Origin of the sequence: Microbacterium ulmi (assembly GCF_011759705.1) — a bacterium.
In the GTDB taxonomy this organism is placed as follows: Bacteria; Actinomycetota; Actinomycetes; order Actinomycetales; family Microbacteriaceae; genus Microbacterium; species Microbacterium ulmi.
Genome location: NZ_JAAOZF010000001.1, coordinates 2,382,218 through 2,403,668 on the forward strand (window position 1 = coordinate 2,382,218; position 21,451 = coordinate 2,403,668).

The window sequence follows — 21,451 nt, forward strand, 5'->3', positions numbered from 1 at the left end:
CGTCGTCGCGGGCGGCCGGCGGCGCGGCCTCGCGGACGGAGCTCCGTCGCGTCAGAAGTACCGGAACCGGTCGGGGCCCAGATCCCACGGGTCGCGGTCGAGGTACTCCGCGGCGGCGCGGAAGACGCACCCCTCGATCATCATGCGCCGGTGGAAGTCGTCGTCGCGGTGCAGGTGGCTCAGCCGCTCGATCGGGATGCGCCACAGGATGATGCGCTTCTCGTCGGTGAGGACCTGCCAGCGCGGGATGCCGTCGTCGTCGGTCGCGGGCGGCATGTCGCCGATCTCGAAGCTCACGTCGCGCAGCTCCTCCCACGCCGAGCGCAGGAACTCGGCGGCGGTTCCGACCGCGAGATCGAAGCGTTCGGCACGCGTGTCGAGCGGCGGCAGCGGAGGGCGCACGACGGGGCTGCGGTCCTCGCGTCCGTGCCGGCCGTGGCGCGCGGGACGCGATCGCGACGGCGACGACGCCTCTTTCCCCCGACGCCACGCCATGCCCCCATCCTAGGCCTGCGCTCCACGGCGCCGGCTCGGCTGCGGAGGGCGGGATCGGCGATCGCGGGGCAGGCTCGGCGGCGTCGGGATCCGCGGGCTCAGGGGTGTCAGGCGGGGCTCGGCAGGGGGCGCCGACTCGGGGTCGCGGACCGCCGGTCGCGAAGCGGCAGGCGCGGCGCGGCATCCCGCTCCGCGAGGGAAGCATGGCTACCGTGGAGGGGATGCGCGAGAGACTCTGCTCCAAGGTGGGCTGTGCCCGCGAGGCCGTGACGACCCTGACCTTCGACTACGGCGACCAGATGGCGGCGATCGGCCCGCTGGGCCTTTCGGCGGACCCGCATGCGCACGACCTCTGCGCGATCCATACCGATCGGCTGTCGGTGCCCAAGGGCTGGGTCGTGGTCCGTCACGAGACCCTGCGCGTCTGAGACGCCGTGGCCGCGGGGCCGCGGCGTGGGAGAATGGCGGGATGCCGACCCAGAGCCCCGTCGCCGACTCTCGCACGCTCGAGTTCGAGGTCGCCGACCTCGCGCTCGCCGAGGCGGGTCGTCACCAGATCCGACTCGCCGAGAACGAGATGCCCGGGCTCATGGCTCTGCGCGCCGAGTTCGGCGCGGCGCAGCCGCTGAAGGGAGCCCGCATCGCGGGGTCGCTCCACATGACGGTGCAGACCGCCGTGCTCATCGAGACCCTCACGGCGCTCGGGGCCCAGGTGCGCTGGGCGAGCTGCAACATCTTCTCGACGCAGGACGAGGCGGCCGCGGCGATCGTCGTCGGCCCGACCGGCACGGTCGACGTCCCCGCCGGCGTTCCCGTCTTCGCGTGGAAGGGCGAGACCCTCGAGGAGTACTGGCGTCTCGCCGACCGCATCTTCGACTGGTCCGCTGAGGGGTTCGACGGCCCCAACCTCATCCTCGACGACGGCGGAGACGCGACGCTCCTCGTGCACAGGGGAGTCGAGTTCGAGGCGGCGGGCGGGGTTGCGGATGCCGCGCCCGACGACTCCGAGGAGTACCGCATCGTCCTCGCGACGCTGCGGGCGAGCCTCGCGCGCGATCCGCAGCGCTTCACCCGCATGGCCGAGGGGCTCATCGGCGTGACGGAGGAGACGACGACGGGCGTGCACCGCCTGTACGAGCTCGCGGCATCCGAAGCGCTCCTGTTCCCGGCCATCAACGTCAACGACTCCGTCACGAAGTCGAAGTTCGACAACAAGTACGGCATCCGTCACTCGCTGCCCGACGGGCTCAACCGTGCGACCGACGTCCTCATGGGCGGGAAGGTCGTGTTCGTCGTCGGATACGGCGATGTGGGCAAGGGCGCCGCGGAGGCCCTCCGCGGGCAGGGCGCTCGTGTCATCGTCGGCGAGATCGACCCCATCTGTGCGCTGCAGGCCGCGATGGACGGCTTCCAGGTCGCGCGTCTCGACGACGTCGTGGGCCAGGTAGACATCGTCATCACGGGCACGGGCAACGAGAACGTCGTGACCGTCGACCACATCCTGGGGCTCAAGCACCTCGCGATCGTGGGCAACGTCGGCCACTTCGACAACGAGATCGACATGGCGGGCCTGGAATCCCTGCCCGGCGCGTCGAAGGTCGAGATCAAGCCGCAGGTGCACGAATGGCGTCTGCCGAACGGTCGCAGCGTCCTCGTCCTGAGCGAGGGGCGCCTCATGAACCTCGGCAACGCGACGGGGCACCCGTCGTTCGTCATGAGCGCGTCGTTCACGAACCAGGTGCTGGCACAGCTCGAGCTGTTCACGAACACGGCGGCGTACCCCGTCGGCGTGTACGTGCTGCCGAAGGCCCTCGACGAGAAGGTCGCGCGCCTGCACCTGGGTGCGCTCGGGGTCGAGCTCACGACCCTCACCCCGGAGCAGGCCGCGTACATCGGCGTGCCCGTCGAAGGGCCGTACAAGCTCGACCACTACCGGTACTGATCTCCGGATGCCGTGTCCCGCGGCATCCGTCCGCGTCAGCGGTCGGGGAACCCCCGCGGCGCGCCCGTCGCGCCGGCGGTGAGCGCCGCGACGCGCTGGGACTCGAGCACGAGCGCCCGCAGCTCGCGATCGCGCCGCACAGCGACGACCGCGCGGAGGAACGTCTCGGCGTCGACCGCGGGGACGGGCGACACGTGCGTCGCGACGTCCGCGGCGAGGGATGCCGCGACCCGGGCGCGGGCGGCCGGAGCCATCTTCTCGGCGTTCTGTGCGAACTGGGCGGTCCGCCGCGCGAGTCGATCGGGGAGGCGCGCCACGTCGGCGACCGTCGACCAAGGGAGCAGAACGGGCGGGATGCCGGATGCGGGCGCGGGGAGCTTCGGCGTGCGGGTCCGCTCCGCGTAGGTGCCGGCGAGCAGATCGCCGAGTCGCTGCGACCGCCGGGTGAACGCCCCGACGACGGCGGCGACGGCGCCGGCGGTCAGCCAGATCTCCAGGACGCCGACGACCGCGCGGATGAACGCCTGGCGGAAGCCGGACGAGCCGCCGTCCGTGCGGACGACGCGACCGCCGACCGCGAGCTTTCCGAGGCTCCGGCCGCGCGTCGCGGTCTCGACGACGGTGGGAACGACGATCGTCACGAGCACGACGACGACGATCGTCATGGCCTGCTGGAGGCCGGCATCGACGACGCCCTGTGCCGTGAGGAAGCCGGCGACCAGGAGGAACAGCAGGAACAGCGCGATGCCGACGACGACGTCGATGAACGCTCCGAGCGCCCGCAGGAAGAACCCGAGCGGCTGGACGTCGAGCGCGACCGCCTCGCCCGTGAGCACCTCGTCCTGACGGATCTCCACGACGGCGGGGGCAGCGGCCATGCGTAAAGTGAACCACATGGATCTCGACGCCCTGACGGCGGCCCGGCGAGACGAATGGGCACGTCTCGACGCCCTCAGCGGCGCACGCCGACTCACGGGTGAGGAGGTCGACGAGCTCGTCACACGGTACCGCTCGGCATCCGCCGATCTCGCCGACATCAAGACGTCGGCAGGAAGCACCGTTCAGGGCGACCACGTCTCGACGATCCTCGCCCGCGCACGGCTGCGGCTGACCGGGGGGCCCGAGAACGTGCTCCGGCAGATCCCGCGCTTCTTCACGCTGCAGCTTCCGGCGGCCCTGTACCGGGTGCGGTGGACGACGCTCGTCATCGCCGTCGCGTTCGTGATCGCCGTCGCGGTCGTCGCGTTCTGGGTCTCGGGCGATCCAGCTCTGCTCGCGACGCTCGGAACCCACGCAGAGCTCCAATCCCTCGCCGAGAACGACATCACGGCGTACTACAGCGAGGATCCTGCGGGGATCTTCGCGGCCACCGTCTGGACCAACAACGCCTGGATCGCCGCGCAGTGCGTCCTGTTCGGCATCACGGGCTTCTGGCCGGTCGTGGTGCTCGTGCAGAACGCGATGAACGTGGGCGTCCTGACGGCCATCATGCTCGCGTTCGGCCGCGGCGACGTTCTCCTGCTGCACCTCCTCCCGCACGGGCTGCTCGAACTCACGTGCGTCTTCGTCGCGGCCGCCGCAGGGCTGCACATCTTCTGGGCGTGGGTCGCGCCGGGCGCGCGCTCGCGCGCCTCGTCCCTGGCGGCGTCCGGCCGCTCGCTCGCGACCGTCGCGATCGGCCTCGTGTTCGCCCTTGCGCTGTCGGGCGTGATCGAGGGGTTCGTGACGGCGCAGCCGTGGCCGTGGGCGGTCAAGATCGGGATCGGCGCGGCGGCCCTCGCGGCCTTCCTCGTGTACATGCTCGGCGTCGGCCGGCGCGCGCAGCGCCTCGGCGAGACGGGCGACCTCACGGAGTACGAGACGGGGACGCCGATGCTCGTGGCGGGATGACCCTCCGCGCGAGATCGACGCTCCTCCGCGACTCGTCGCGGACACGCGACCGCGAGCACCCAGTTTTGGGCTTCTCAAAACATGCGTAGGCTGGAGAGCATGACGGCGCAGGCGGGATCGATGACGGCGGATGCCATCCGCGGCGCCGGGCTTCGCGTGACCGAGCCGCGGCGCGCCGTGCTGGAGGCGCTGCGCGAGCAGCCCCACGCGAGCGCCGACGACGTGTTGGGCCGCGTCCTGTCGCGCGTCCCCGGCACGAGCCTGCAGTCGGTCTACAACGCGCTCGGCGACTTCGTCGACGCCGGACTCGTGCGCCGCATCGAGCCGGCGGGCCACCCCCGGCTGTTCGAGCTGCGCGTCGACGACAACCACCACCACCTCGTCTGCACGCGCTGCGGAGCCGTGCGCGACGTCGACTGCGTCGTGGGCTCCGAGCCGTGCCTCGCGCCGTCCGAGACCCACGGGTATGCCGTCGAGGTCGCAGAGGTGACGTTCTGGGGCGTCTGCCCCGACTGCGCGGCATCCGCTTCCTGACCCTCGCACCATCGACACCCCCTGACCATCGACACACGGAAGGAAAGCACATGACCGACAACGAGTCCGGCGTCGCCCCCATCGGCGAGCAGGTCGACGAGATCGACCAGGCCGTCACCGTCACCGACACGGAGGAGGCGTACGCCGAAGAGGCGGGGAAGTGCCCCGTCATCCACGCGCAGCCGCACCCGACGAGTGGATCGGCGAACACCGTGTGGTGGCCGAACCAGCTGAACCTGCGCATCCTGAAGAAGAACCCGGCCGTCGCCAACCCGCTCGGCGCGGACTTCGACTACAAGGCCGCGTTCGAGAGCCTCGACCTCGCGGCCGTCAAGGCCGACATCGCCGAGACGCTCACGAAGAGCCAGGACTGGTGGCCCGCCGACTTCGGCAACTACGGCCCGCTCATCATCCGCATGGCCTGGCACAGCGCGGGCACGTACCGCGTCATGGACGGGCGCGGGGGCGGGGGCGCCGGGCAGCAGCGCTTCGCTCCGCTCAACAGCTGGCCCGACAACGTCGGCCTCGACAAGGCCCGCCGGCTGCTGTGGCCGGTCAAGAAGAAGTACGGCCAGTCGATCTCGTGGGCCGACCTCATGATCCTCGCCGGCAACGTCGCGCTCGAGGAGATGGGCTTCGAGACGTTCGGCTTCGCCGGCGGCCGCCCCGACGTGTGGGAGCCGGACGACGACGTGTACTGGGGCCCCGAGACGACGTGGCTCGGAGACCAGCGCTACTCGGGCGAGCGCGACCTCCAGAAGCCGCTCGCCGCCGTGCAGATGGGCCTCATCTACGTCAACCCCGAGGGTCCCAACGCGAACCCCGACCCCGTGCTCGCGGCCATCGACATCCGCGAGACGTTCTCGCGCATGGCGATGAACGATGAGGAGACGGTCGCGCTCATCGCGGGCGGCCACACGTTCGGCAAGACCCACGGCGCCGCGCCCGACTCGAACCTCGAGGACAACCCCGAGGCGGCCGGGCTCGAGCGGCAGGGCCTGGGCTGGAAGAACAACTTCGGCTCGGGCAAGGGCGACGACCAGATCACGTCGGGCCTCGAGGTCACCTGGACGTATCACCCGACCCGGTGGGACAACGAGTTCTTCCACATCCTGTACGCGTACGAGTGGGAGCTGTTCCAGAGCCCCGCCGGCGCTCACCAGTGGCGTCCGGTCGGTGGCGGCGGAGCCGACATGGTCCCGCTCGCTCACAGCGACGGCCGCCGCGAGCCGCGCATGCTCACGACCGACCTCGCCCTGCGCTTCGACCCCGAGTACGAGAGGATCTCGCGGCGCTTCAAGGACGACACGGAGGCCTTCGCCGACGCGTTCGCACGCGCGTGGTTCAAGCTCACCCACCGCGACATGGGTCCCAAGGCCCGCTACCTCGGACCGGAGGTCCCCGCGGAGGAGCTGCTGTGGCAGGATCCCGTGCCCGCCGTCGACCACGAGCTGATCGACGCCGACGACGCGGCCGCTCTCAAGGCGCAGGTGCTCGCGTCCGGCCTGTCGGTCTCGGAGCTCGTCTCGGCGACGTGGGCTGCGGCATCCTCGTTCCGCGGCAGCGACAAGCGCGGCGGCGTCAACGGTGCCCGCATCCGCCTCGCGCCGCAGAAGGACTGGGAGGTCAACAACCCCGCCCAGCTGCAGAAGGTGCTCTCGGCGCTGGGAAGCATCCAGCTCGCGTTCAACTCGTCGCAGGCCGGCGGCAAGAGGGTCTCGCTCGCCGATCTGCTCGTGCTGGCGGGCAACGCGGCCGTCGAGAAGGCCGCGAAGGATGCCGGCGTCGACGTCGAGGTGGACTTCCACCCCGGTCGCACCGACGCGTCGCAGGAGCAGACCGACGTCGAGTCGTTCGGATACCTCGAGCCCGCCGCCGACGGCTTCCGCAACTACCTCGGCCCCCTCGCGACGGCCTCGGGCCTGCCCGCGGAGCACCTGCTGATCGACAAGGCGAACCTGCTGACGCTGAGCGCACCCGAGCTGACGGTGCTCGTCGGCGGTCTTCGCGTGCTCGGCGCCAACTGGGACGGCTCGCCGTACGGCGTCTTCACCGATCGCCCCGGCGTGTTGACGAATGACTTCTTCGTCAACCTCCTCGACCTCGGTACGACCTGGAAGCCGCTCGACCCCGGGTCGCACGCGTTCGAGGGCACGAAGGACGCGACGGGCGAGGTCGTCGGCCGCGGCACGCGCGTCGACCTCCTGTTCGGCTCGAACTCGGAGCTGCGCGCGCTCGCCGAGGTGTACGCGAGCGACGACGCGTCGGAGAAGTTCGTCCGCGACTTCGCGAAGGCGTGGGGCAGGGTCACCGAGCTCGACCGCTTCGACCTGCGCTGACCGGCGGCACGTCGACCGGACCTGCGAACGCAGAGCGGCCCGCCCCTTCCGGGGCGGGCCGCTCTGCGTTCTGCGTCGGCTACCTGGTGCGTGCCTCCCTCTGCGCGGGCGGCGCGGGCTGCCGCTCGAACAGCGCGCGGTGCGCGTAGCCTGCGACCAGTGCGCCCACGATCGGGAAGACGATGAAGACCCACAGCTGCGAGAGCGGACCCACCCCGCCGTAGATCGCGGCGGCGATGGAACGGGCGGGGTTGACCGACGTGTTGTCGATCGGGATCGAGATGAGGTGGATGAGAGTCAGCGTCAGGCCGATCGCGAGCGGAGCGAGAGCCGCCGTGCCCCGCGTCGGATGCGTCACTCCGAGGATGATGAGCACGAAGATGCCCGTCAGCAGGATCTCCGCGATGATCGCGGCGCCCAGTCCGAAGCCGCCGGGGGAGTGGTCGCCGAAGCCGTTCGACGCGAAGCCGCCGTCCTGGGCCTGCGCGAGCCACGCGTCGGCACCGGACCCGGGGCCGAACAGCCCGATCAGCACGATCAGCGTCGTCGCGACGGCGCCGCCGATGATCTGCGCGATGATGTAGCCGACGGTGTCCTTCCACGCGAAGCGGCCCGCAGCGGCGAGCCCGAGAGTGATGGCGGGGTTGAAGTGCCCGCCCGAGACGGGACCCCACGCGTACGCCCCGACGAGGACGGTCAGCCCGAAGGCGAACGCGACGCCGAGGTGCCCGACGCCGAGGGGATTGCCCTCGGAGCCCGTGGGGAAGTTCGCGGCGAACAGTGCCGTGCCGACGCCTCCCAGGACGAGCAGGAGGGTCCCGAAGGCCTCCGCGACGAGCTTGGTAGCCGTGCTGGGTGCCGTGGTCGTGTCCGACATGATGCGGCTCCTTTCTCCGGTCGCGAGCGTAGCGTCCGCTCAGCGATTTCCCAGGGAGGATCACGCAGGAAGCGTCACATCCGGACACGCCCTCGGCCGGCCGCTACAGCCGCCCTGCGGCCTTCAGCGCCAGGTACCTGTCGGCGATGCGGGGCGGGAGCCCCTCGGGCGAGTCCGCGATCGCCTCCGCCCCCGCACGTCCGATCGCCGCGGCGACGAGCGCGGCATCCCGGGCCGAGCGCTCGATCGACGCCGCACGGTAGACGCCCGCCGCATCGGGCCGAGACTCGATCTCGATCGCGTCGGTGACGGACCCGACCAGCACGCGCGAGCGGCGCGCGAGCGCAGGGAGCGACCCCAGGAATCCGCGCGCGGCCTCCGCGGCATCCTGTGCCGTGAGGACGACGACGAGCGACGGACGCGACGTGAGGGAGCGGAGCTGCGCGAACGCGGCATCCCAGTCCGTGTCGATGAGCTGCGGCTCGACGGAGGCCATCGCGTCGACGAGGGCGGGCAGCAGTGCCGGGCCGTCGACCCGCGACACACGCGCGCGCACGACCCGGTCGAACATGACGAGGTGCGTGTGATCGCCTGCGCGGTTCGCGAGGGCCGCGAGCAGGAGCGCAGCCTCCATCGCGGCATCCAGCCGGACGCCGTCGCCGACGCGCGCGGCCGCTGTGCGGCCCGTGTCGATCAGGATCACGACGTGCCGGTCGCGTTCGGGTCGCCACGTCCGCAGCATCGTCGTCGACGACCGGGCGGTCGCCCGCCAGTCGATCGAGCGGACGTCGTCGCCGCGCACGTACTCGCGCAGCGAGTCGAACTCGGTCCCCTCGCCGCGCATCTGCACGCTCGTGCTCCCATCGAGCTCGCGCAGCCGTGCGAGCCGCGACGGGAGGTGCCTGCGCGCCGTGAACGGCGGGAGGACGCGGACGGCGCCCCTGTGCGCGAGCCGCGCCTGGCGTCCCGCAAGCCGCAGGGGCCCATCGGAGCGGACCACGACGAACTCCGACGCGAGCTCGCCCCGGCGCCGGGGATGCAGCGGGATGGAGAGGCTCCGGCTCTCGCCCGCAGGGATGTCGATCTCAGGCCGCGCGGCGCGGGCGCCCGCGGTCGGCTGCCAGGCGTCGCGCACGCGCCCGCGCACCCGGCGCGCGCCGGCGCTGCGCAGACGCAGCGTCGCCTCGACGCGCTCGCCGAGCAGCGCGCGTGGGGGAAGGGACCGCTCGACCCGCAGCGCCCGCGGGTCTGCCGCGATCGCAGCGTCGGCGAGCGCGAGCACGACGCACAGCGCGAGCCATCCGACTGCCGCCGCCCAGGCGTCCACGCCGCCGAGCGCCAGCAGCACGACCGGCACCGCGCCGACGGCGACGAGCACAGGGAACGTGCCGTTCAGGTACACCGGACTCGCCTCGCGTCCTGAGCTGCAGCATCCACCCGCCGAGTCCATGCTCGCTCGCCGAATCCACGTCTGCACCGCGGGAAGCGGGCGTGGACTCGGCGGCCGAAGGTGGACTCGGCGCAGCGGTTGCGGGTGGGGAGCGTCATATCGGAACTCGCGTCTGCTGAAGCACGGAGCCGAGCACGGCGTCGACCGAGACGCCCTCGAGCTCGGCATCCGTCCTCAGCCGGAGCCGGTGCCGCCACGTCGGCACGACGAGCGTCTGCACGTGGTCGGGCGTGATCGCGGGCGATCCGCCGAGCCACGCCCATGCCTTCGCGGCGGCCAGCAGCGCGGTCGCCGCGCGCGGGCTCACCCCCAGCTGCACCGAGGGGCTGCGCCGCGTCGCCTGCGCGAGGTCGACGACGTATCCCAGGACGTCGTCCGAGGCGGTGACGGATGCCGCGGCCCGCTGCGCCGCCCGGATCTCCTCGGCCGTCACGACCTGCCGCAGGCCCGCGCCCGCGAGGTCGCGAGGGTCGAAACCCTGCGCGTGGCGCCGGAGGACATCGAGCTCGGCGTCGCGCGACGGCAGATCGACGACGAGCTTGAGGAGGAAGCGGTCGAGCTGCGCCTCGGGGAGCGTGTACGTGCCCTCGTGCTCGATGGGGTTCTGCGTCGCGGCGACCAGGAAGGGTTCCGGGAGCCTGCGCGTCACGCCGTCGGTGGAGACCTGGCGCTCCTCCATGGCCTCGAGGAGGGCCGCCTGCGTCTTGGGCGGCGTCCGGTTGATCTCGTCCGCGAGCACGATGTTCGTGAAGACGGGACCTTCGCGGAACTCGAACTCGCCCGTCCTCGCGTCGTACACGAGCGAGCCCGACACGTCTCCCGGCATGAGATCCGGCGTGAACTGGATGCGCTTCGTGTCGAGCCCGAGCGCGGTCGAGAAGGCGCGGACGAGAAGCGTCTTCGCAACGCCCGGCACGCCCTCGAGCAGCACGTGGCCGCGGGCGAGGAGCGCGATGAGCACGCCCGTCACGGTGCCGTCCTGGCCGACGACCGCCTTGCCGACTTCGAGACGGACGCGATTGACGGCCTCGCGGAGAGTCGCGTCGTCTGCGGGGGAGTCGGTCATGAGGGGTTCCTTTCGATTCCTGGTCCGGCTGCGGGTCGCGCATCGGTGCCGGTCGTGCGCCCTCTGCCGTCCTGCGTCGGTCGCGGTGCGGGAGCGGGAGCGGCTGCGGGTCCCGGGCCGGTCGCGCTGGCCGACCCTCCCGGGGTGTGCGTGCCGGCGGCGGTGTCCGGCCCTGCGGCGGCGCGCGGAGCGGTCGACGGACGGGCGGCCGCGTGCACAGCGTCCTCGAGTGCGCGCAGCCGGTCGTGCAGCGCGACGAGCTGCGCGTCGGTGCGGGGCAGATCGTCGAGGAGGATGCCGCGCACGGCGATGCGATCCCGCCCTGTGCGGGCGGCTGCGGCATCCGCGATCTCGCCTGCCGACGCGGACGGCCCGAGGGCGAGCACGCGCCCGATGCGTCTCAGCGCGCCGATGCGCAGCTCGTCGGCGGCGTGCACGGCGTCGCGGGAGCGGGAGTACAGGCGGGCCCTGCCCTCGGTCGTCTCGGAGGCGCGCACCGTGACGGGGAGTCGCTCGGCGACGAGCGGGCCGAAGCGCCGCCCGCGCCAGACCGCCGCGGCGAGCGCACTGGCGAGCAGCAGGGCCAGCACGGGGCTCACCCATGACGGCGTCAGCTCGCCCAGGCTCGGGGCCGCGCCCGAGAGGTCGGAGTCGGAGATGCTCGGCACGTACCAGACGACGGTCGCGTGCCGACCCAGGATAGCGAGGGCGAGCGCCGCGTTGCCGTGCACCGCCAGCCGTTCGTTCGTGAACAGGGCGCGTCCGTCTACGGCGCTGCGCCGATGGTCGTCCCCGGACTGCACGAGCAGTCCCCATCCCGCGGGAGTCTCGTAGCAGGACGTGGCCCGTGAGTCCGCGCCCGGGGTGAAGACCGTCCCGGGTGCGACGGCGCCGGCACGGCGCGCCTCGGCGAGATCGCAGCCGGGCTCGACGGCGACCTCGGGCGCCGCGCCGCCGATCGCCGAGTCCGGGAAGAGGAGACGCAGCGTGCGCGTCCGCGGGTCGAGGAGCACGACGTCGGTCGCGGCCGCCGTCAGCGCCGTGACGGCCTCGTCCGAAAGGGCGGGGGCGTCGGGGAGCGCCAGGGTCGCGTCGCCCCGAGCGAGCGCATCCGCGGCGGCCGCGCGGTCGCGCGCGACGACTACGTCGACGCCCTGTCCGCGCAGGAGCTGCGCCACGGCGCGCGTTCCCGTCGGCCCGTGCGAATCGGGGTCGAGCGCGTCGCGCGGCTCCCACACGGCTCGTTGCGCCAGTGCGACGCCGACGAGCGCGACGACGACGATGACCGCGCCGATCACGCCCCACGTCGCGACGCGCCGGGCGCGACCCCGTCGCAGCTCCGTGACGGCGCTCACGCGGGGACCCCCGCCGGATCGTGGACGACGGGGCGCGCCGCCGCGACCGCGTCGTCGACCGCCGCCACGCAGCGATACAGCTCGGCGGTGCCGGGCCGGCGGAGGTAGCGCACGTCGTCGAAGGCGCCGGCGGCGGCCTCGAGCTCGGCCGCCGACGCCGGGAACGAGCGACCGGCCCTCCGCGCGAACGCATGCACGGTCGCCCCCGGGGGAGGATCGACGATCCCCCGCTCGGAGAGTCCGCGCGCGAGCGCGCGGAAGCGCAGGACGATCGCAGCCTCCCACTCGCCCTCCGAAGCACGGGATGCCGCATCCGCCCGCAGCTGCGTCGCCGAGCGGGTCTCGGCCTCCCCGAACAGCTCGGCGGGCACGCGACGCGATCGGGCCGTGGCGCGCGGAACGCCCCACACGAGGATCGCCGTCGCGATGACGCCGATCGCGACGGCGGCCGCGACGAGGGCGACGAGCGAGCCGACGCCCTCCGGGAGCTGGGCCGAGAGGAGATCGGCGACGAAGTCGCCGATGGCGCGCGCGATGCGGTCGAACGCCGTCGGCTGTGCGGCGGCGTACGCGGGGTCGGACAGCTCCTGCTCGGCCCATCGACGGGCGTCGTCGCCCTCCGGCGCGAGCGGAGGACCGGGGATCGCGACGAGGAGCGCCCCGACGGCTAGGCCCACGGCGACTCTCGGTCGGCGGCGGCGCGGTCGTCGTCGGCGGCGGCGGATCGGCCAGGGGCCGTCCACGTCGTCGCGGCGGGCGCATCGGATGGCCGCGGATCCGTCGCTGCGCCGGGTGCGACCGTCCGCGCCGGGTTCGCCGGGTCCGCCGCGGCGCCCGCAGGGATCGGCGACCCCGGCGCGGCGGCGGGCGTATCGGACGGGTGATGTGCGGGCGTGTTCTGCGCGGGCGGGTATCCATACGGCGCGGGCGCGTATCCGCCCTGGGGTCCGTACGCCGGCCCCGGGTACGGCCCGGCCTGCCCCGGCCACGGGTACGAGCCGGGCGCCGCGTGGGGCTGTCCCGGGTACGGCGCCGGCGCCGGGTACGCCGTGCCGTACACGGGGTAACGCGGCGCGGAGGCGACGGGGCGCGGGGCCAGGCTGCGCCCGATGCCGACGGTGTACGGGTCGGGAAGGTCGGCGGCTCCGGCATCCCGAGCATCGACGTACTGGAGCAGATCGAGATCGAGTCCCTCGTGCCGCATGCGGCAGTCGATGTACACGAGGGCGGACGCCGTGCCCTGCACGACGAGCGTGACCGCCTGGATGACGAGCGTGAGCACCTGCGTCACGAGACCCGTCACGAGGAACCCCACGATGGCGCCCGTCGTCGGCTCGCCAGTGGGGGAGAGGATCGTCGTGAACCCCGCGGAGACGAGCGAGAACGGGATGCTGACGACCTGCGCCATCGTCCCGAAGATGAGAGAGATCAGCACCACGATCCCGAACGCCGCCCAGAACCGGCCGCGCGTCAGCCTCCACGATCGCGCGATCGCGCCACCGATCGTGGCCCTCTCGAGCACGATGGCCGACGGGACGAGGAGGAGCTTGGTCGTGAGCCAGAGATACCCGGGGATCGCCGCGAGCACCAGGAGCACGGTCGCGGCGATGGCGGCGGGCGGCGCGACGACGCCGATGAGGAAGATGCCGACAGCGACGACGGCGATGAGGGCGACGCCTGCCGCGAGGAGGAGGAACGAGTACCCGATGAGCCGCCATGCGACGGGTGTGAAGCTCCGCCGCAGCTCGCGCAGCGTCGGCTCCTCCGCCACCGCCGCGTGCGCGACCTCGCGTACGACGACCCCCTGAACGATCGCGCTGAGCGCCCCGACCGCGAGGCCGAGGACGACGGCCGCCGCGATCGTGATCCCCGTCGATCCTGCGAGGACCGACTGGAAGTCGTCCGTCCCCGGGCGCAGCGTCTCCAGGCGGGAGAAGGCCGCCCACGCGACACCGCCGACCGCGAGGATGAGGACGAGGTAGGCGAGCAGCTGGACCCCGAGCGCGAATCCCAGCAGCACGCGCGGGTTCTGCCGCAGCGCCGAGAACGAGCGGCCGAGCATCGTGCCGAACGAGAGAGGGTGGAGCGGGATGATCCCGGGGCGGGATGCCGGCGTCCAGGCCGGATACGTCACTGTTCCTCCGTCGCGATGGGTGCGGTGCCCCTATCGTGTCACACGCCCGTGAAGCGCTCGGCTCGTCCCCAGTCACGGTCCATTACTCTGTGGAGAGCGCCTTCAGGGACGACGCGCCGACGGGCGCAATCCCCGGGGCACAAGCAAAGGACCGACCCGCCCCCATGACTTCACGCATCCTGGTTGTCGACGACGACACCGCGCTCGCCGAGATGATCGGCATCGTGCTGCGCACCGAGGGATTCGACACGGTGTTCTGCGCGGACGGCGCGAAGGCGGTCGACGTGTGGCGCGCCGAGCGCCCCGACCTCATCCTCCTCGACCTCATGCTCCCCGGACTGGACGGCATCGAGGTCTGCACACGCGTGCGGGCGGAATCGGGTGTGCCGATCATCATGCTGACGGCGCGCACAGACACGGCCGACGTCGTCAAGGGGCTCGAGTCCGGTGCGGACGACTACATCGTCAAGCCCTTCAACCCGAAGGAGCTCGTCGCGCGCATCCGCACGCGGCTGCGCCCCGCCGCCCAGCCGACGGGCGATGCCCTGCGCATCGGCGACCTGACGGTCGACGTCGCGGCGCACGAGGTGCGCCGCGGAGACGCCGTCATCGCGCTCACGCCCCTCGAGTTCGAGCTGCTCGTGGCGCTCGCGTCCAAGCCGCAGCAGGTGTTCTCCCGCGAGATGCTCCTCGAGCAGGTGTGGGGCTACCACTACAAGGCCGACACGCGCCTCGTGAACGTCCACGTCCAGCGGCTTCGCGCGAAGGTCGAGGTCGACCCCGACAACCCGAAGATCGTCACGACGGTCCGCGGCGTCGGCTATCGCGCCGGCACCGTCGTCTGAGGGATGCCGTGGCAGAGGCTCGCACGGCGACCGCGGCGGTGCCCACGCCGCTGACGGGATGGCGCGACTGGCGCGCGTGGCCCGGCAACCTCGCCGCCGTGTGGCGCAGATCGCTGCGCTTCCGCACGATCGTGGTCACTCTCGCGCTGTCGGCGCTCGCCGTGACGGTCGCGTGCGCCCTCATGGCTCTGTTCATCCGCAACGACCTGTTCACGTCGCGCCTCAACCAGGTGCTGAGCATCTCGCGCAGCGCGACGGAGGCGGCCCAGGAGACGCTGGACGCGGCATCCTTCGACGGCGACGGCGCTCAGCTGCAGAACCTCATGAGCGCCGCATACGGGACGATCGCGCAGCAGTCGTCGAGCGGAATGATCGCGGCGTTCCGCATCGACAGGACGCCGTCGCCCATCGCGCCGCAGGACTTCGCATCGTTCCCCGACGAGTCGCTCATCACGGAGGGCATGCGCGACGCCGTGCAGAACGGCACAGCGAGCCAATGGTGGCAGTCGGTCGACCTCGGCCGCGCCGACGGCGGGCCCCGGCCCGGCATCGTCGTGGGGCAGCAGCTGGAGGTGCCGCAGGTCGGCCCGTACGAGCTGTACATCGTGTACGACCTCGACGGCCCGTCGCAGACCCTCGCGTTCGTGCAGGGCGTGCTGTGGATCGTCGGGGTGGGACTCGTGTTGCTGATCGGCGGCATCTCCTGGATCGTCCTGCGGTCCGTCACGACCCCGATCCGCAACGCCGCAGACACGAGCGCGCGGCTCGCGGCAGGCGAGCTCCAGGTGCGGCTGCCCGTCCGCGGCGAGGACGAGCTCGCGACGCTCGGGCGCTCGTTCAACGCGATGGCCGACAGTATCGAGTCGCAGATCAAGGAGCTCGCCGACCTCTCGCTCGTGCAGCAGCGGTTCGTCTCCGACGTGTCGCACGAGCTGCGCACGCCGCTCACGACGATCCGGCTCGCGGCCGACATGATCAACGACCAGCGCGACGAGTTCGACCCGACGACGGCGCGCGCGGCCGAGCTGCTGAACGCTCAGGTGCAGCGGTTCGAGACGCTCCTGACCGACCTGCTCGAGATCAGCCGGTACGACGCCGGGTCCGTCCAGCTCGAACGCGAGCCGACGAGCCTCGCGCACCTCGCGGAGGACGTCATCGAGTCGATGCACCAGCTCGCGCAGCAGCACGGGACGGAGGTCCGCCTCGTGGCGCCCGGGGGGTATTCCCCCGTCGACATGGATCCTCGGCGTGTGCGCCGAGTCGTGCGCAACCTCCTGGGCAACGCGATCGAGCACGGCGAGGGCAGGCCCGTCGTCGTCACGGTCGACAGCGATCAGCAGGCCGTCGCGCTGGGCGTGCGAGACTTCGGGCTCGGGATGAAGCCCGGCGACGTCGAGCGTGTGTTCGACCGGTTCTGGCGCGCCGATCCGTCGCGCACGCGGACGATCGGAGGGACCGGCCTCGGCCTGTCGATCGCCCTCGGAGACGCGCGCCTGCACGGCGGAGAGCTCGCGGTCTGGTCGGAAGTGGGGCGCGGCTCGAACTTCGTCCTCACGATCCCCCGGCACTCTGGCCGCCTCAAGGCGCCGTCGCCGGTCCGGGTCGACCCCGGCGAGGAGGACGGCGTCCAGGCGCTCGATCTGACCCAGCCGATCGACCTGCCGGTGCGCGGCGCGCAGACGGGAGGAGCGCAATGAGGCGGGGACGCGGCATCCTGTCGGCGCTCGCCGCCGTCGTGGCGGTCGTCGCGCTGGCGGGATGCGCGGGACTCGACACGTCGGGCCCCGTCAACATGGGGCACGCGGACGACGGACAGAACGCTCAGCTCCCCGACATCGCCTTCCGCCCCGACAGCCCGCAGACCGGAGCCACTCCCGACCAGATCGTGGCGGGATTCCTGCGCGCGGGGTCCGGCCCTTCGGGCGGCTGGAGTGTCGCGCAGGAGTTCCTCGCACCGGAGTTCCGCACGACATGGAAGCCCCAGGCGGGGGTGACGATCGACATCGCGGGCGATCGGCTGCCCGTCGTGCACGAGGACGGCAGCGTGACGGTGACGCTGACGCCCGTCGCGACCGTCGACGCCACCGGCGCGTACGAGCCGTCGGAGCTGGGGTCGACCGAGATCGCGTTCGCCCTCGAGCAGATCGACGGCGAGTGGCGCATCACGCAAGCGCCGGACGGGCTGGTCCTCGATCGGGACCAGTTCACGAACGTGTTCCGCCGCTACTCGCTCATGTACTTCGACCCGTCGTGGCAGTTCCTCGTGCCCGACGTGCGGTGGTTCACCTCGACCGGCGTCGCCAAGCAGATCGTGGACGCCCTCCTCGACGGCCGGCCCTCGCCGTGGCTCGCCGACTCCGTCGTGACGGCCTTCCCGGAGGGGACGACGCTCGCGGGGCGCTCGGTGCCCGCGCCCGATGGCGTCGCCCAGGTCGACCTGACCGCCGAGGCGCTGACGGCCGAAGGCGACGCGTTCGACCGCATGCAGACCCAGCTCGTCGAGAGCCTGCGCGGCGCAGGCGTCTCCGCCGTCCAGATGTACGTCGGGGCCGCGCAGCTCGATGCGACGCCGATCGAGACGCGGTCGACGCGCGTGGGCACGCTGCCGCTCGTGCGGACCGAGGGCGGCTTCGGCTTCCTCGCGGGGGACGAGCTCTCGCCCATCCCCGGGCTGTCGAAGGCGATCGAGGAGCTGCCCGTCGCCGCCGTCCAGGTCTCGCGCGATCAGGACTTCGCGGGCGTCCGGCTCGCGGACGGCACTGTCGTCCGCGTCGAGGCGGACGGATCCTCGCTTCCGCTCGACGCGCGCGCGGGCCTGGTGGATCCGACGGTCGATCCGCAGGGGTTCGTGTGGACCGTGCCGCGTGGCGCGCCCGGCGGCGTCGCGGCGTACGCGCGCGACGGCGTGCGCATCGCCGTCGCGGATGCCTGGCCCGGCGCCTCGCAGATCGCCGGCATCGCGGTCTCCCGAGACGGCACGCGCATCGCGGCGGTCGTCACGACAGGAGGTCGGACGGCGGTGTGGATCTCGGGCATCGTGCGCGACGCCGACGGCGTTCCCCAGCGGCTCGCGGGCGACTCCCTCACCCTCAGCTTCGCGCCGGGCGTGGGGGCGGGCATCGCGTGGATCGACGACGTGAGCCTGGGCATCCTGTCTCGCGACGGCGACTCGTCGGTCGTCGTCGAGCAGGCGGTCGGCGGTCAGGCCGTCGAGACGGCGGCGCCGGCGTCGGCGGCCTCGATCGCGGGGGGCACCGCCTCCTCGCCTGCGCGGCTGCGGACGGCCGACGGCGCGCTGCTCATCCAGCGCGGCACGAACTGGCAGCAGACCGCGTCGGGCATCGCGCTGCTCGCGACGCAGTAGCCGCTCCTCCCCAGCGCAGTCCCACCGGGGCGGGTCCACCGCGGGGGACGCACCTCCCACCGCGTCGCCCGAGCGCAGGCAGTCTGGCCGGCATGCGCGACTCCTCCTCCACCGTCGTCCGCCGCGCGCTCGCCGATGCGCTCGCGCTCGTCCTGCCCGTGGAGTGCGCGGGATGCGGCATCCCCGACGCCTCGCTGTGCGAGACGTGCGCAAGGGGGCTCGAGCCGCACGTGTCGCGCCGCGACCTCGGCGGAGGCCTCGCCGTATGGTCGGGGCTGTCGTTCGACGCCTCGCGGGCACGCGTCGTGCGCACCCTCAAGGAGGACGGGCGCACGGGCCTCGCAAGAGCCCTCGCGCCCGCGCTGCGGGCGGCCGTCGCAGAGGCGGTGCGGGGGGACGCCGCGCGCGCCGGAGCCTTGGCGCGCACCGACGCCGCGGCGCGCTCGTCCGCGGGAGTCGTCGTCGTGCCGGTGCCCACCTCGCGCGCGGCCTTCCGCCGTCGCGGGTTCCGCGTCGTCGACCTCGTCGCGCGCCGGGCCGGTCTGCGCGTCCGGCCCCTCCTGCGGATCGCGCGGGCGACCGTCGACCAGCGCGGCCTCGCGCGCGAAGCGCGGCGTCGCAACGTCGCGGGGTCGCTTCGAGCGCGGGATGCCGCGGGCCTGCGCGTGCTCGTCATCGACGACGTCGTGACGACGGGTGCGACTCTCGCCGAGGCGGCTCGAGCGCTGCGCGCCGCGGGGGCGGAGGTCGTGGGCGCCGCCGCCGTCGCCGCGACCCCTTCGTGGAGCGATCGGCGCGTCACATCGCACACCGGGTGATGAAACTCCCAGCCGTGGGCACTACGGTTGGGGGGACAAGGCGACTGAAGGTCCGCCCTTGACCGGGAGGACCGGAACAAGGAGGTCAGGGATGGAAACCAGCATCGTCGGCGTGGGAGTGAGCATCACGGATCGCTTCCGCTCGGTCGTCGAGGAGAAGTCCGCCCGGATCGCGAATCTCGCTCCGCGGGCACAGACCCTCGACGTCAAGGTCACGCATCGCGCGTACCACAACGGGCGAATGGAAGACGACACGGTCGAGCTCACGCTGACCGGCAAGGGCCCCATCATCCGCGCCGAGGCGACGGACGGCGACAAATTCGCCGCACTCGACATGGCGGTCGACAAGCTCGCCGAGCAGGTTCGACGTGCGAAGGACAAGCGCGTCGACGCCCGCAACCGGCCGCGCGGCGCCAAGCTCGACAAGGGCAACGGCGCCATCTCCGGGATCGACGTCCAGCCCGCATCCGTCGAGGTGCTCCGCGCCGTCGCGACGGGGGAGATCCCGATCGTGACGGGCAACGAGGAGGAAGAGGGCTACACGCCCGTCGTCATCCGCACGAAGCAGTTCGACCCCGAGTGGATGACCGTCGAGGAAGCCGTCGACCGCATGGAACTGGTCGGCCACGACTTCTTCCTGTTCATCGACGCGCGCAGCGACCACCCGAGCGTCGTGTACCGCCGCAAGGGCTGGGACTACGGCGTGATCTCGCTCACGACCCAGGCGGCTCCCATCGAGCTCGCCTCGTAGCGAGCCGCGAACGACAGAGGACGGATGCCGCGCGGCATCCGTCCTCCGTCGTTCCGGGCCCTGTGGCCCGAACCCCCTACGCCGCGAACAGCCACCCGAACAGGACGAAGGCCAGCGCGAGCGCGAGCACGATGTTGACGATCGTCGCGAGGAAGAACGCCAGGACGGGCCTCGCGCCGGCGCGCTTGACCGCCGCGACGCTGAACCCGAGCCCGATGCTGCTGAACCCGAAGATGAACGCCCACGTGCGCACGTTGTTGATCGTCGCGATGACGGGCTTGGTCGCATCCGCGTCGCCGACCGCCGCGATGTAGATCGTCGCGACGACCGAGGCGAGGATGAACCCGAGGACGAACTTCGGGAACCTGTGCCAGATGTCGCCGACCCGCGGACGCTCCGTGACACCGGCGTCGGGCACCTTGATCGTGAAGTACAGCGTCAGCAGCACCGCCACGATGCCGATGAGCGCGTTCTGCGTCGTCTTGACGATCGTCGCGATCTGCAGGGCCTCCTCGCCCGCGAGGGAGCCCGCAGCCGTCACGGCGGCGGTCGTGTCGATGTTGCCGCCGATCCACGCGCCCGTGACCGCCGGCGAGAGGCCGAGCAGTCCCGCGAGCCATGGCAGCAGGAAGATCGAGGGCAGCGCGAACAGCACGACGAGGCTCGCGACGTAGCCGAGCTGCTCGCGCTTGGCCTGCACGGCGCCGGCGGCGGCGATCGCGGCGCTCACGCCGCAGATCGACACCGCGCTCGACAGCAGCGCGCGCGTCTTCTCCTCGACGCCGAGCTTTCCCGCGACCCACCACGTGAAGAAGAAGACGCCCGAGATCAGCAGGATCGCCTGGATGATCGCCGGTCCGATGTTCTTCGCGATGACGCCGAGATCGACCGACGCACCGAGCAGCACGAGGCCGACCTTGATGAACAGCTCGGTGCGGAATCCCGCCGCGATCCGGTCGCGGACGCCGAACTGGTACAGCACGACGTTGCCGAGAAGGCCGAGCGCGATCGCGTAGACGGGGAACTCGAGCGCCGCGCCGATGCTCTCGAGCGGCGTGCCCGCCGTCCAGATCGGCACGTTCTTGGAGAGGAGCCACGTGAGCACGCCGACGACGAAGACGGCGACCAGGCCTGCTGTGGTCCACCCCCAGCCGGGCTTCGCGGTGGCCGCAGCGGCGTCCGGGATCTGGAGCTCGTCAGGTGTCACGCGGCGCGGCGCGGCCGGCGCCGTGTCCGTCGCCTCGGCGAGGTCGGATGCCGTGCCCGGCGTTTTGTTCTCGGCCATCAGGGGATCACGCTCCCCGGGACGATGCCGAAAAGCAGGACGAGGAACAGGCCGAGACCGACGAAGGTCGCGAGCCAGTCCTCGTCCCAGACGAACCACGGGCGCCGGTCCGGCGCCTTCGCGGGCTGTGCGTCTGCCATGAGACGACTCCTATCGAGAGGGGGGATGCTGTCGAGCAGACAGTGCTAGGACGCTAGCGATGCGCTCGAGAGCGCGACAGGGTCGCCCGTAACCGACGTTCAGGCGGCGTCACACATCGACACAGGCCGTCTCGCTCCGACGCGTGCGGCCCTCGGAATGCAGGCG

At 72.3% G+C, this 21,451-nt stretch carries 20 protein-coding genes; 10 read left to right on the forward strand and 10 right to left on the reverse strand.

All coding sequences use genetic code 11. The features are described from left to right. Positions 1 to 51: 51 nt before the first annotated feature. The gene (locus tag FHS08_RS11145; protein WP_170283197.1) at positions 52 to 495 is read right to left on the reverse strand and encodes a metallopeptidase family protein; all 444 of its coding nucleotides are present in this window, start codon (positions 493 to 495) and stop codon (positions 52 to 54) included. 221 nt (positions 496 to 716) lie between these two features. Here FHS08_RS11145 and FHS08_RS11150 point away from each other — a divergent pair, with 221 nt between their 5' ends. Both FHS08_RS11150 and ahcY read left to right on the forward strand, forming a co-directional pair. Continuing rightward, a complete protein-coding gene (locus FHS08_RS11150) occupies positions 717 to 923 on the forward strand; it encodes a DUF3499 family protein (protein WP_167038956.1) in 207 nt (68 codons plus the stop codon). A gap of 41 nt (positions 924 to 964) precedes the next feature. Beyond that, positions 965 to 2,437 carry an adenosylhomocysteinase gene (gene ahcY, locus FHS08_RS11155; protein ID WP_167038958.1) on the forward strand — a complete coding sequence of 491 codons (1,473 nt, stop codon included), beginning with the start codon at positions 965 to 967 and terminating at the stop codon, positions 2,435 to 2,437. A 35-nt stretch (positions 2,438 to 2,472) separates the two neighbouring features. Here the strand turns inward: ahcY and FHS08_RS11160 are convergent, their stop codons facing one another. Beyond that, positions 2,473 to 3,315 carry an RDD family protein gene (locus FHS08_RS11160; RefSeq protein WP_167038960.1) on the reverse strand — a complete coding sequence of 281 codons (843 nt, stop codon included), beginning with the start codon at positions 3,313 to 3,315 and terminating at the stop codon, positions 2,473 to 2,475. A 16-nt stretch (positions 3,316 to 3,331) separates the two neighbouring features. Here FHS08_RS11160 and FHS08_RS11165 point away from each other — a divergent pair, with 16 nt between their 5' ends. From FHS08_RS11165 to katG, 3 genes are all read left to right on the forward strand, one after another. Further along, the gene (locus FHS08_RS11165; RefSeq protein ID WP_167038962.1) at positions 3,332 to 4,327 is read left to right on the forward strand and encodes a stage II sporulation protein M; all 996 of its coding nucleotides are present in this window, start codon (positions 3,332 to 3,334) and stop codon (positions 4,325 to 4,327) included. Positions 4,328 to 4,426: 99 nt separating this feature from the next. Next, on the forward strand, positions 4,427 to 4,861 hold the full coding sequence (locus tag FHS08_RS11170) for a Fur family transcriptional regulator (protein ID WP_167038964.1): 435 nt from the start codon (positions 4,427 to 4,429) through the stop codon (positions 4,859 to 4,861). A 50-nt stretch (positions 4,862 to 4,911) separates the two neighbouring features. After that, on the forward strand, positions 4,912 to 7,200 hold the full coding sequence (katG, locus tag FHS08_RS11175) for a catalase/peroxidase HPI (RefSeq protein WP_167038966.1): 2,289 nt from the start codon (positions 4,912 to 4,914) through the stop codon (positions 7,198 to 7,200). 79 nt (positions 7,201 to 7,279) lie between these two features. Here the strand turns inward: katG and aqpZ are convergent, their stop codons facing one another. The 6 genes from aqpZ to FHS08_RS17305 all read right to left on the reverse strand — a co-directional run bounded on the left by aqpZ (position 7,280) and on the right by FHS08_RS17305 (position 14,082). Beyond that, positions 7,280 to 8,077 carry an aquaporin Z gene (aqpZ, locus tag FHS08_RS11180; RefSeq protein WP_167038968.1) on the reverse strand — a complete coding sequence of 266 codons (798 nt, stop codon included), beginning with the start codon at positions 8,075 to 8,077 and terminating at the stop codon, positions 7,280 to 7,282. Between the two features lie 103 nt (positions 8,078 to 8,180). Then, positions 8,181 to 9,479, reverse strand: coding sequence for a DUF58 domain-containing protein (locus tag FHS08_RS11185; protein ID WP_167038970.1), 1,299 nt, complete (start codon positions 9,477 to 9,479; stop codon positions 8,181 to 8,183). A gap of 142 nt (positions 9,480 to 9,621) precedes the next feature. After that, positions 9,622 to 10,593, reverse strand: coding sequence for an AAA family ATPase (locus FHS08_RS11190; RefSeq protein WP_167038972.1), 972 nt, complete (start codon positions 10,591 to 10,593; stop codon positions 9,622 to 9,624). Further along, entirely contained in the window at positions 10,590 to 11,948 is a 1,359-nt protein-coding gene (locus FHS08_RS11195) for a DUF4350 domain-containing protein (RefSeq protein WP_208382262.1), read from the reverse strand. The genes FHS08_RS11190 and FHS08_RS11195 overlap by 4 nt, the downstream gene beginning before the upstream one ends. Continuing rightward, complete coding sequence (locus FHS08_RS17300) at positions 11,945 to 12,625, reverse strand: DUF4129 domain-containing protein (protein ID WP_167038974.1); 681 nt, start codon at positions 12,623 to 12,625, stop codon at positions 11,945 to 11,947. Before FHS08_RS17300 ends, FHS08_RS11195 begins: the two co-directional genes overlap by 4 nt. Next, complete coding sequence (locus FHS08_RS17305; protein ID WP_167038976.1) at positions 12,616 to 14,082, reverse strand: DUF7847 domain-containing protein; 1,467 nt, start codon at positions 14,080 to 14,082, stop codon at positions 12,616 to 12,618. Before FHS08_RS17305 ends, FHS08_RS17300 begins: the two co-directional genes overlap by 10 nt. A gap of 164 nt (positions 14,083 to 14,246) precedes the next feature. Between FHS08_RS17305 and mtrA the strand changes: the two genes are divergently transcribed. From mtrA to hpf, 5 genes are all read left to right on the forward strand, one after another. Next, positions 14,247 to 14,927: an MtrAB system response regulator MtrA gene (gene mtrA / locus FHS08_RS11210; protein ID WP_167038978.1), complete on the forward strand. Its 681-nt coding sequence runs from the start codon at positions 14,247 to 14,249 to the stop codon at positions 14,925 to 14,927. 8 nt (positions 14,928 to 14,935) lie between these two features. Then, entirely contained in the window at positions 14,936 to 16,624 is a 1,689-nt protein-coding gene (gene mtrB / locus FHS08_RS11215) for an MtrAB system histidine kinase MtrB (protein ID WP_167038980.1), read from the forward strand. After that, positions 16,621 to 18,291, forward strand: coding sequence for an LpqB family beta-propeller domain-containing protein (locus tag FHS08_RS11220; protein ID WP_167038982.1), 1,671 nt, complete (start codon positions 16,621 to 16,623; stop codon positions 18,289 to 18,291). Before mtrB ends, FHS08_RS11220 begins: the two co-directional genes overlap by 4 nt. Positions 18,292 to 18,383: 92 nt before the next feature. After that, on the forward strand, positions 18,384 to 19,109 hold the full coding sequence (locus tag FHS08_RS11225) for a ComF family protein (RefSeq protein WP_167038984.1): 726 nt from the start codon (positions 18,384 to 18,386) through the stop codon (positions 19,107 to 19,109). 91 nt (positions 19,110 to 19,200) lie between these two features. Then, complete coding sequence (gene hpf, locus FHS08_RS11230) at positions 19,201 to 19,860, forward strand: ribosome hibernation-promoting factor, HPF/YfiA family (protein WP_167038986.1); 660 nt, start codon at positions 19,201 to 19,203, stop codon at positions 19,858 to 19,860. A gap of 76 nt (positions 19,861 to 19,936) precedes the next feature. On the opposite strand, the gene FHS08_RS11235 is transcribed toward hpf, so the two are convergent. Together FHS08_RS11235 and FHS08_RS11240 are read right to left on the reverse strand one after the other, a co-directional pair. Next, positions 19,937 to 21,145, reverse strand: a complete 1,209-nt coding sequence (locus tag FHS08_RS11235) for a YeiH family protein (protein WP_167038988.1) — start codon at positions 21,143 to 21,145, stop codon at positions 19,937 to 19,939. Next, a complete protein-coding gene (locus tag FHS08_RS11240) occupies positions 21,145 to 21,285 on the reverse strand; it encodes a hypothetical protein (RefSeq protein ID WP_167038990.1) in 141 nt (46 codons plus the stop codon). The genes FHS08_RS11235 and FHS08_RS11240 overlap by 1 nt, the downstream gene beginning before the upstream one ends. Between the last annotated feature and the right edge of the window lie 166 nt (positions 21,286 to 21,451).